Here is a 10,889-nt window from a genome sequence, read left to right as displayed (position 1 = left end):
GAGGGCCAGTTCGTGAGTCAACTTATCAATCACCGTTTGCCGGAACCGGCCCTCGGCCTGCAGCCGGATGGCCAATTCGCGGATCTGGTCCGGGTTGAGCTCAGTGATGTCGACAGTTAAATCCATGTCTGGCAATGTGCCAGACAAAAGCCTGCTTCAGCAAGGACGTTTACATAGGTTTACATCTTCGGGGAACTCACACCACGGTAATCTGGTGATCGTGCGTGAGTGCCTGCCAAGGCAGGCCGGTCACCAGCGCCTGTAGCTGGCCGGTGTTGAGCGCGACCGACAAATGACCACTGTCAGTCCAGGTAAAGCTTCCCTTGTTCAGACGCCGGCTCGCCAGCCAGATACCGAACCCGTCATAGATCAGGACTTTGATACGCGTCGAACGCTTGTTGGTAAACAGGTAGGCATGATGCGGCCGCGCTGCACCGAATACCTGAACTACCCTTGCCAGTGCAGTATCCATACCGATGCACATATCAATCGGTTCTGTTGCCAGCCAGATGGAATCTATCCGGATCATCTTAGCCAGTTCTGCAGCCAGCCGGCGCACTCTGCGGCCGCAGCTTGCGGCAAGCGCACGGTCACATGAGCTGCTCCTCGTCTGATGTCAATCACGATGTCAGGTGTCGCAGTGACTGCGGTTGGCGCAGGCAACGGAATGGGAATGAATTCGGGAGTTTTGGTAATCGGTGCAATTGGCGTCGACGGTATCGCCAATTGCTCATGCGCCTTCATCCAGATACGGACCTGATTGGCGTTCAGCTGGTAACGCAAAACCGTGGCAGCAATGGAAATGCCCGGTTGTTTGCAGGCTTGAATGACCTGAGCCTTGAATTCGGCACTGTGCCGCCGACGCCGTCTTGGCGTATTGATTTCATCGTCCATCATGTATAAGTGTCCACTTATTAAGTGGACACGATCATCTGCGCTTACGCACTTAACTTCAAGATGACTTCACCGGGTGCTTACGAACAAATGGACGCCAACGGCGGTTTCGCCGTACAGACTTTGCCATTGTTTTGCTGACTGACTCAGTACACCCGAGCTGCGTCAGTAATGCGATTCGCTTGTGAAATGACACAGTATAAAAGCTCACTGTCTAGACCTGCTGTTAAGGATAAAAGCGGTTTGTGTCAGATTGAATGTGCAGTTCAAACATAGCCAAGATCGCTAGTTTTTCAGCTACCCTATATTGCATAATTTTTCACGACTGCGTGAATAAAAGGAAATAGATGAATACAGCATATCTTTATACGCATCCAGGATCGTTGAACGACCAGAGGTTAATGAGTCAGAACCGTTATACCCATGTTTTGGTGATTGCTCTGACGCCGGCATCAGATCAGTCGCGGTATGAATTTTGTCGAAAATTGGTAAATGATCATTTGCACTATTTGATGTGCTGGGGGGCATTTGCGGAAGAGTGGGAGGATTCTGCAGATGAGGTGATTTGTAATGTTTTTGAATCAAAATCAACGCCCATATTGACGACCAGTCACAGTGACGAAACACTTGAGGAAGTATGCTGGTTTGCAAAGTACGCGGCATTAACGGCCAACGATGAACCTCGCAGTTTGTTAATAATGGAAATCTCCGAGCGACCTGAATATGCTGGTGCGGTTGAAATTGTCGGTGCTGATACCGGAACCGCATTTGATGCGTGATTTCCGGATGTAATACCGAAAAGGCACGATGGTGCTGTTCAGAACCGTTATTGTTGAATCATTCAGTAAAACAAAACCCCGCAGCATTTCTGACTGCGGGGTTTGTTATTTCTGAGAGCAGCGTTCAGACACTGCTAATCAGAGTAGCGAGTGTGGCTTGCTTATTTTGTGCCGAAGATACGGTCGCCCGCGTCACCGAGGCCAGGAACAATGTAGCCGTGTTCGTTCAGGCGCTGATCGATCGAGGCGGTAATGATCGGTACATCAGGATGTGCCTTGCGCATCACTTCGATGCCTTCCGGTGCGGCCAGTAAGCAAACGAATTTAATCGTTTTTGCGCCGCCGCGTTTCAGGCGTTCGATGGCAGCAGCAGCGGAATTGCCGGTTGCCAGCATAGGATCAACAACAATCACCAGACGGTCAGAAATGTCTTCCGGCACTTTGTAGTAATACTCTACCGGCTCCAGTGTTTCCGGATCACGATACAAGCCGATGTGACCAACGCGGGCATTTGGCAGCAGATCCAGCATGCCGTCGAGAATGCCGTTGCCGGCGCGCAGGACGGAGATCACGCACAGTTTTTTGCCACTGATGACCGGCGCATCGATTTCCTGAATCGGTGTTTCGATACGGGTGAATTCGATCGGCAGGTCGCGGGTGACTTCATACGCGAACATCTGGCTGATTTCGCGCAACAGGCGGCGGAAATTGTCGGTTGGCGTATCTTTGCTGCGCATCAGCGTCAGCTTATGCTGCACCAGCGGGTGCTTAATTTCAGTCACTAAATCGTTCAACATATTCTCCAGCTAAATTTTTTGCAGGCGCTATTGTACGCCCCTATGCCGTTTTACGGTGTAGTCAAACTAAAAACAAACACTCAGCGCTGAAAAAGAGGGGGAAACCGGCCTGTATTCCGGTCTTTGAAACAGTTGCGAATCCGGATAATGACAGCATACGAGAGAAGCATTTCTTCTGTTGCACGACATTGGCACTCAAAACGGGGTTGAGTATGGACAAGGATCAGACACTTTTACATCGCATGACACGCGGTTCCTTTGATGAGGAATTCGATGACAGCAGTGTATTCATGCATTCTTCAGGTTTGCTGGAATCCAATTCACGGATTGATGTGAAAGGGATCCGTGAAGCGATTGCCCGCGTTGAAGCGCGCGCGGCGCAGGCTGTGGCTGATCAGAAAGCCACATCACAACCGGCGGCAGCGACACCAGCTATGTCAGAGGTCACCCCGAACCCGGCAATGCTGGCAGCTGCGGAAGCGAAGCGTCAGCAAGTCAAGCAGCAACAGGAAGAAGCGCTACGCCAGAAGCTCAGTCAGGAAGCCCGTGAGCGCGCCGATAAACAATGGCAACACGCTACACCACTGCCTCCGGCGACCCCGATGCCGGCACCGGTAGTGCAATTGTCGTTGCCTGAAGAAGAGGATGCCTCTGTTGCTGCGAACGCCGCGTTATCCCGTTTTACGCTGCAAGCACAGGCACCTCAATCTCAATCGGAAGACAGTCCGCTGACTGAAGAGCGCCGTAAAATGGTGCAAATTCTGGAGCAGGAACATCTGGCCATTTCTCAGGCGCGCAGTGAATCTGAACAGCGCGCACTGGAAGCCATCCAGATGCGGGTTCAGGCGGAACTGGAATTAAAAGACGCCGCAGAGAAACGTGCTCAGGCCGAAGCGCAAGCCGCTGAAGCAGCACGTGCACGTCGTGATGCGGAAGAGAAAATCCGTCTGATGACGGAAGAGCGTATCCGCACCGAAAAAGCATTACAGGAAGCTGCCATGCTGCAGATTGAATCTGCAGCGATGGCAGATCATCAGATCAAAGCACGCCTGCAGGCAGAACAACAAGCGCTGGCCGAAGCCGAGGCACGCCGTCTGGCGGAAGCTGCAGCAACGGCAAACGCCGCTGCACGTATGGATGAAGAGCAGCGCGCTGTGCGTATCGCACAGGAGCGTGCACAGGTTGAGCAATCGGCGCTGGAAATCGCTTGCGAACAAGCCAATGCTGAGCAGGAAGCCTTGCAAGTTGCGGTACTGACAGCGCAACTGACAGGTCAGGCAAAACAAGCCGCTGAAGACAAACTGCATATCGCAAAAGGGCTGGCAGCAGCTGAAGAGCGTCGTTTGCTGGCAGAACAAAAAGCCGCCGCCGCGCTGGCTGAGAAGCTGGCAGCAGAACAACGGATTGCGACTGAACTCGAATGCAAAGCGCAAGCGGAACTTGAGCAAGCGCGTTTGCTGGCGGAAAAAGAAGCTGCTGAACACGCTGCCCGTCTTGCGCAGGAAGCAGCACTGGCAGCAGCCAGACAAGAGGCGGAACAAGCGCAGCAGCTCGCTGAAGTCAGCGCGCAACGTGCGGCAATGGCAGCGGAACAGCAACAAACCCGCGAAGCCTTGCTGGCAGCAGAATTGCAGACCGCACGTGAAGAACAGCAGGCACTGGATTTACTGCAGGAAGCTGTCGACACTGAAAAACTGAAGGCAGAAGCGGCTCAGGATACCGTACTGGCAGCACGCGAAAAAGCGGAGGCTGCGGCTGCGGCTGCAGAAGCCCAACTGGCGGCTCGCAATGCAGAACTGCAGGCACTGGAGCAGGCACGTGCGCAGCAAGATGCAGCAGAGCAGGTACGTCTGGCTGCTGAACTGGAAGCAGCCGCACGTGAAGATGCTTTATTACATCAGGCGCAGCAAAAGCAACTGGCTGAACAGGCAACAGCAGTGGCTGCATTGCAGGCTGTGCAACTGGAACAAGCGAATCTGGCCGAGCAATCCCGTTTGCAGGCAGAGACGCTGGCAGCACAGGCGATGCAGGAAAAGCTGGAACATGAGCAGGCGCTGGCTGCTGCATTGCTGGAAAAAGCGGAGCAGGAAAAAGCACAGGCTGCTTTACTGGCACGCCGTCAGCATATTCAGGAAGAAGCACGTATTGCCCGTCGTGCGCTGATTGATGCTGAACAGGCTCGGGTCAGCAAGCTGGAGGAGCATGCCCGTCTGCAGCAAGACTATCTGCAACTGGCACAGGCCCGTGCGCAGGAGGCGGAGGTGCTGAATCAGGTGCTGGCACAAAAGGCCGATACAGAAGCCCGTACCCTGATCGCAACTCAGCAAAACCTGCAGGCTGAACATGCTATACAGGCTGAATTGCAAGCTCGTCTGGCGCTGGAACAAGCCAGTCTGGAAGCGCGTCAGGCATCTCTGGCGGCAGAACAGCAAGCCCGTGAGTTACTGGATTTGCGCGTTCAGGAAGAACAATGCCTGCGCGCTGAGCAGGAACTGATTCAACAAGCCGAACAGGAAGCGCTGGAGCTGTTGCAGCGCCGTAAACAAGCTGCGCAACAGCTGGCGGTACTAGAGCGCGAAGCACTGCGTACACAACAGGAAAACGAACAGCAATTACAGGCACAGCTGGCTGCGCAACAAGCGCGTTTGCAAGCTGAACTGGAAGAACGCGAAGCGCAGCGCTTACGTGCAGAAGCAGAGCAGATTGCCAGTGCAGCAGCGGCTGCGCGTGCTGAACGCGAAGCAGAACTGGCAGCTATGGCGCAGGAACGTGCGCAAGCGGAGCAACTGGCAGCACAACTGGCAGACAGCAAACTGGCATCCGAACAGCGTCTGCGTGAGCAGGCAAGGGTGTTTGTTGCGACTCAGAAAAAAGCACTGGAACTGGTTGAAGAAAAACTGGCGAAGGTCGCATTGCTGGCCGAAACAGAAGAAGCAAAAGTCGCCGCCGAAACAGCAGCATTACAGCTGACAGAACAGGCGCAGACTGCCATGCAGCAAGCCCTTTCTGCAGCAGAATCTACCCGTGCAGAAGCAGAACAGGCCGAAGCCTTTGCAGCCGCGAATGCCGAAGCGGCTGAACGTGTTCGCGTTGCTGAGGCAGCCCGTGCACAAGCGGAACGCAGTCTGCATCAGGAGCTGGCGGCGATCGCTGATCAGGAAGCCTTACTGGTGCGCGTCACACAAGAAAAACTCGCTTTGGCAGAGCAACTGCAGGCAGCAACCCGCCAGCGTGTTGCTTCTGAAGAAACTGTAACACGTGCGACATCTGAACGGCTGGCGGCGGAGCAGGCTGCAAAGACCGAAGCGGAGCGTCGTGCGGATGCTGCTTATCGACACGCAGCACTGGCACGTCAGAAAGCCAGCGCAGAACAGGCACAGCGTCTGGTGCTGGAGCAGGCTAACGCAGCTGCAGATGCTGAAATCCTCGCAGTGCAGGCAGAAGCGCAGGCACAACAGCAACGCGCAGAGGCAACGCAGGAAAAAATCCGCCTACTGCAGGAAAACACTGCCATTGAACAGGCGCGCGCTGCCACCGAACAAGAACTGGCAAAAGAACTGAGTGCCCGTCAGCAAAGCGAACAACAGGCTTTGCAGGCAATCCGTGCTTGCCTTGAGCAGGAAGCTGCACTGGCTGCAGCACAGGCAGAACGTGCCGTCGCTGAGCAGCATGCGCTGGAAATGACTGAGGCGCGTCTGGCGGCGGAAAACGCCATGCTGGAACAAGCGAAACAACACGCTGAATTGCAGGCAAAAGCGCATCAGACCGCGGTACAAAATCAGGAAAAAACAGCAGAGCTGCTGAAGCTGGAACAAGAGCGTCTTCAGGCTGAACAGGCCGCTGCGCAATATCTGGCTGAACGCTTGCAGTCTGAACAACAGGCAGTAGCGGCTGCAGCGCTGGCAAAACAGGCGGAACAACGCTTGCTGACAGCAGCGCGCGAAGCTGCAGCTGCAGTAGAGCAGCAGCAACGTGCAGCACAGGAAAAAGCGACAGCGCAGGCTGAGTCTGCACGTTTGTTGCAGATGGCAGCGAAACAGGAACAGGAAGCAGCAGAACTGGCAGAAGCGGCTGCACAGGAAGCCAGCCGCGTACTCGCATTGCAGGCAGACAATGCAGAGCAAGCGCGCCGTGCGCTGGCACTGGCAAACCAGCAACGTGAAGCAGAGCAGGAAATTCAGCGCAAACACGCGATGACAGTCGCTGCTGCGGAAGCCCGTCTGGCAGCGGAACATGCCTTGCTGGACAGCACAGAAATGCGTTTGCAGCACGAGCAGAATCTGGCACGCGAAAGCGAAGCGCGTCTGCAGACAGAGGCGCAGGCGAAGCTGGCAGAAGATAGTCTGGCTCAGCAGGAGCAGGCTCTGGCAGCAGCAGCGAAAGCACGTGCAGACGCTGCTGCGGCTGCCGAAGCACTGATTGCACAACGCATTGCTGAAGAACAGCGCCTGATGGCGGAAAGTATTGCTGTCATTGCCCGTGAACAGGAAAAACTGGCGGCACTGAAACAGGATCAGGCTGCGATCGCTGAAACAGAAGCGCGTACTGCTGCTATGGATGAAGAACACGCTGCGCTGGCGGATCTGATTTTGCAACGCCGCGAAGAACAGCAAGCTGCAAAAACCGCATTGCAGGCTGCGCATCAGCATGCAGCCGAACTGAATCAGGCAGAAATCGCCATGCAGGAATGGTTGCAAACGCAAGCTGAAGTAATCACCGTGCGTGCCCTGCAGATGCAGGCACTGGCTGAAAAAGCCGGCATCGAAGCAGACAGTTTGCTGGCAGCGCAGGCAGTGCAACAAGCCGCGCTGGAAAAAACACGCCGCATCGCAGAGCAACAGGCGGAATCCCTGACCCGCGATTTACTGCGCAAGCTGCAGTATGAAGCTAACCGTGCAAATGGCTGGTCTGATCAGGTTCAGGCGTTGCTGCAACAGGCACCGGTTCAGTTTGATATGCCAGTGATGGCCGCCAATGATGCAAAACGCAGCTGGCGTCCGGCGCTGGTGGCAGGTGCAGTGCTGACTGCGGGCGTGCTGGGTGTTGGTCTGTTGCATGTTGCCGGTCCGGCACAAGCAGTGGCAGCACCGGCTGTGGCAAAGGTACAGGTTGTGAATGCACCGGCACAGGCGATGCCATCGCTGAAAATGTCGCAGTCACTGAGTGCGCCGGCACGCTGAGTTTTTTTGTTTCACTGAGTCAGAGCGGCGTATGCCGCTCTTTTTTTTGGATAAATTCATATTCAACTCCGTTTCTCTTTCGATGTGAGAAACCGTGCGTATGCTGTAGCTGCGATTTAATGGCGAGTAGAGTATGCAAATATCGTCATTTGTGATTTCCGGAGGCCCGGACTTTCTGCCGACGACCGCCAGATCGCTATGCAGAAGTCCGCATTTGAGGGGTTTTCAGGCAAAAAAACATTAAAAAAGCCTGACGGACAATTGCTGTCGGTCAGGCTTAAGCATGGAGAGAAATGATACTGACGGAAGAAGTTGAATTACCAGTGAACGATCAGCGTGAACGGTATTCCGGAATGATCATCACAGCGACAAAGCCACGATGTTCATGGTTGTAAATCCGCAGACGTCCGCGATGACGTTTGATGATGCGGTCCACAATTGCCAGACCCAGGCCGGAACCATTGGCCTGACTGCGTGATGCATCGGCACGGGTGAAAGGGCGCAGCAAACGGTTGATATCGTCGTCCGGCGCACCATCACCATAATCGCGGAAACTGATCAGCACGCCTTGCTTCTTGCCGTTTTTCTTGATGCTGCACTGAACTTCCATCAGCACAGTCTGACGATCCGGATTTTTACCGTAGCGGCAGGCGTTTTCAATCAGATTCGAAAACAGCCGGTGCAATTCTGTTTCGTTGCCATGAATGATCAGGCCGGGTGTGATGTCTGTACGGATTTGCAGGTTAGAAATGCGGGATGCGTAATCCTTAATCACTTGCAATAACAATTCACTGATTTCCACCGGCTCAAAATCATGGTTATCCAGCGGTTTTGCGTAATCGAGGAACTGATTAATGATGGCATCCATCTGCACCAGATCCGATTGCATACCAGCGCGCGCCTGCGGATCGAGATCCGCCATTTCCACTTCCAGCTGCATACGCGCCAGTGGCGTGCGTAAATCATGCGAAATACCTGCCAGAATAATCGTGCGGTCGGTTTCAATCCGTGCCAGATCTTCCACCATCGAATTAAAACTGGTGTTGGTTTCGCGGATTTCTTTGGGGCCGCGTTCCGGCAATGGTTGCGGACGTTTGCCCTGCGCGATCTGGTATGCCGCCTGACTCAGTTGTGCCAGCGGATCGTTAATCAGTTTCGAAATGATCACGGCGCCAAGCAGGGTCAGCAGCAGCGTCGCAGCAGCCCAGCTGATCACGGGAACAGTAATCGGTGGCTCAATACGCTCGGTATCCAGACGCAACCAGTAAGGCTGATCATTGATACGGAAGCTGATCCAGAAACCGGTTTCTCCGTTGACCTGACGTGCAAAGCGGGTGTCGGCACCGAGCGTTTGGGTCAGGGATGAGCCCAGTTCGGTATTGAATGCATTCTTATCCAGCGCTGCGGTGACATCTTCGCGATGCAGCGTTGTGATACGTACGCCTTCATTGCGCGCCATCGTGGCCAGAAAAGCATCGCGATTTTCGGGTGTCGAGTGGGCGAGCGCTGCGCGACTGACGGTGACAATCGACACGATCTGCGAGCTGAGTTGCTGCGCACGCGGTGTGCGTTCCAGGCTGCGAAAACTGGCGAACCAAAGCAACATGCTTGCCATCACAAGGGCGGCAAGCATGAAGAAGGTACGCCAGAATAATCCGCTTTTCAGCCACTCCATACTGTTAAGGTAGGAGGCAATCAAAGGTTTACCGGTATTCAGTTTTTCTGTCCGTCAGGAATAAACACATAGCCCAGGCCCCAGACTGTCTGGATGTACAGCGGGTTGGATGGGTCTGGTTCAATCAGTTTGCGTAAGCGTGAAATCTGCACGTCCAGACTGCGGTCAAACACTTCGTATTCGCGACCGCGCGCCAGTTCCATCAGTTTTTCACGCGACATCGGCTGACGTGCATGGCGTGCAAACACTTTCAGTACCGAGAATTCGCCAGTGGTTAAGGAAATGGTTTGTGTTCCCTTGCGCAGTGTACGTGTGCCCAGATCCAGCGTGAAATCACCGAAACTGAAAGTCTGCGGGCCATCGGATGGTGCGCCGGGTAATTCGTCCGGTGCTTTACGGCGTAAGACAGCATTAATACGTGCCACCAGTTCGCGCGGATTGAATGGTTTAGGCAGATAGTCATCCGCACCCATTTCCAGACCAATAATCCGGTCTACTTCTTCGCCTTTGGCGGTCAGCATGATGATCGGTGTCTGATCACCGCCACCGCGCAGGCGGCGGCAAATCGCCAGCCCGTCTTCGCCCGGTAACATCAGATCCAGTACCAGCATGTCATAACGTTCGCGCATCCACAGCTTGTTCATGACCTGTGCATTCTCTGCGCCGACGACATAAAAGCCTTGCTCTGTCAGATAGCGGCGCAGCAGTTCGCGCAGCCGTAAATCATCATCAACAACCAGGATTTTCGCTTTTGGCGGAGTGCCCGGTTGGCCAGCACTTTGTTCAATCGTGTTTACAGTATTCATAGGCCGTAATGGTACTGAGAACGTTTCATATTGGAAACCGTTTAGGACGGGGGCTTACAAAGAGTTACATACTTTACTGTGATCAAAATCCCCGCGTTTGTCGCGGAATTTCGTCGAATCTGATGCTTTTTTGCACACAGTTGCAAAAAACTGCAACGGTGCCGGTTGATTCTCTCACGTATTTCGGGCGGCTGACAGAGCCAGATCAGAGGTCATGCCGAAAGCTTGCTGTTTGCGGCAGAAAGGGGAGCAGGGCGCGGCAGAAAAGCCGCGCCGGCAGGAAAATCAGCGGCGATGCTGCTTCATAATTTTTTGTTGTTCACGCTGCCAGTCGCGTTCACGTTCAGTATCTCGCTTGTCATGTTGCTTTTTACCTTTGGCAAGACCAATCTGACATTTGATGCGGCCTTTGCTGTAGTGCAGATTGATCGGCACCATGGTGTAACCGGCGCGTTCGACCTTACCAATCAGTTTGGAGATTTCTTCAGCGCGCAACAGCAGCTTGCGGGTACGGACCGAATCCGGGCGGATGTGGGTAGAGGCGGTCGGTAACGCACCGATATGCGCCCCGAACAGAAAAATCTCACCGGCCTTTACAATCACATAGGCTTCTTTTAACTGCACTTTGCCAGCGCGGATTGCTTTCACTTCCCAGCCTTCCAGCACCATGCCGGCTTCAAACTGTTCTTCAACAAAGTAATCGTGGAAGGCCTTTTTATTGTCTGCGATAGTCATGCGTATTTTTTCTTTGCTAATGC

Annotated in this window: 8 protein-coding genes; 2 read left to right on the top strand and 6 right to left on the bottom strand. The window is 54.1% G+C overall.

Annotation, left to right across the window (positions count from 1 at the left end):
* Positions 1-196 precede the first annotated feature (196 nt).
* Both tnpB and KDM89_RS18015 read right to left on the bottom strand, forming a co-directional pair.
* Positions 197-529: an IS66 family insertion sequence element accessory protein TnpB gene (tnpB, locus tag KDM89_RS18020; protein ID WP_212689314.1), complete on the bottom strand. Its 333-nt coding sequence runs from the start codon at positions 527-529 to the stop codon at positions 197-199.
* A complete protein-coding gene (locus tag KDM89_RS18015) occupies positions 526-897 on the bottom strand; it encodes a transposase (RefSeq protein WP_212689313.1) in 372 nt (123 codons plus the stop codon). The genes tnpB and KDM89_RS18015 overlap by 4 nt, the downstream gene beginning before the upstream one ends.
* Positions 898-1,241: 344 nt before the next feature.
* On the opposite strand from KDM89_RS18015, the gene KDM89_RS18010 reads away from it, so the two are divergent.
* On the top strand, positions 1,242-1,673 hold the full coding sequence (locus tag KDM89_RS18010; RefSeq protein WP_212689312.1) for a DUF7684 family protein: 432 nt from the start codon (positions 1,242-1,244) through the stop codon (positions 1,671-1,673).
* A gap of 161 nt (positions 1,674-1,834) precedes the next feature.
* Here the strand turns inward: KDM89_RS18010 and upp are convergent, their stop codons facing one another.
* Positions 1,835-2,470 (bottom strand): uracil phosphoribosyltransferase, encoded by a 636-nt coding sequence (gene upp, locus KDM89_RS18005; RefSeq protein ID WP_212689311.1) that lies wholly within the window; start codon positions 2,468-2,470, stop codon positions 1,835-1,837.
* Between the two features lie 290 nt (positions 2,471-2,760).
* Between upp and KDM89_RS18000 the strand changes: the two genes are divergently transcribed.
* Positions 2,761-7,650, top strand: coding sequence for a coiled-coil domain-containing protein (locus tag KDM89_RS18000; RefSeq protein WP_212689310.1), 4,890 nt, complete (start codon positions 2,761-2,763; stop codon positions 7,648-7,650).
* A gap of 331 nt (positions 7,651-7,981) precedes the next feature.
* Here KDM89_RS18000 and KDM89_RS17995 read toward each other — a convergent pair whose 3' ends face one another.
* The 3 genes from KDM89_RS17995 to smpB all read right to left on the bottom strand — a co-directional run bounded on the left by KDM89_RS17995 (position 7,982) and on the right by smpB (position 10,872).
* The gene (locus KDM89_RS17995) at positions 7,982-9,349 is read right to left on the bottom strand and encodes an ATP-binding protein (protein ID WP_230427956.1); all 1,368 of its coding nucleotides are present in this window, start codon (positions 9,347-9,349) and stop codon (positions 7,982-7,984) included.
* Between the two features lie 14 nt (positions 9,350-9,363).
* Positions 9,364-10,131, bottom strand: coding sequence for an osmolarity response regulator transcription factor OmpR (gene ompR / locus KDM89_RS17990; protein ID WP_189354979.1), 768 nt, complete (start codon positions 10,129-10,131; stop codon positions 9,364-9,366).
* A gap of 285 nt (positions 10,132-10,416) precedes the next feature.
* Positions 10,417-10,872 carry an SsrA-binding protein SmpB gene (smpB, locus tag KDM89_RS17985; RefSeq protein WP_329604693.1) on the bottom strand — a complete coding sequence of 152 codons (456 nt, stop codon included), beginning with the start codon at positions 10,870-10,872 and terminating at the stop codon, positions 10,417-10,419.
* Positions 10,873-10,889: the final 17 nt, after the last annotated feature.

The organism is Cognatundibacterium luofuense, from assembly GCF_018139685.1.
GTDB lineage: Bacteria > Pseudomonadota > Gammaproteobacteria > Burkholderiales > Burkholderiaceae_D > Undibacterium > Undibacterium luofuense.
The sequence above is the reverse complement of the archived record's forward strand: the minus strand, read 5'-3'. Positions and strand labels throughout refer to the sequence as shown.

Coding starts and splice junctions, on each gene's coding strand:
- KDM89_RS18010 (WP_212689312.1), top strand. CDS start 1,242: ATGAATACAGCATATCTTTATACGCATCCAGGATCGTTGAACGACCAG.
- tnpB (WP_212689314.1), bottom strand. CDS start 529: ATGATCCGGATAGATTCCATCTGGCTGGCAACAGAACCGATTGATATG.
- ompR (WP_189354979.1), bottom strand. CDS start 10,131: ATGAATACTGTAAACACGATTGAACAAAGTGCTGGCCAACCGGGCACT.
- KDM89_RS18015 (WP_212689313.1), bottom strand. CDS start 897: ATGATGGACGATGAAATCAATACGCCAAGACGGCGTCGGCGGCACAGT.
- KDM89_RS18000 (WP_212689310.1), top strand. CDS start 2,761: ATGCATTCTTCAGGTTTGCTGGAATCCAATTCACGGATTGATGTGAAA.
- upp (WP_212689311.1), bottom strand. CDS start 2,470: ATGTTGAACGATTTAGTGACTGAAATTAAGCACCCGCTGGTGCAGCAT.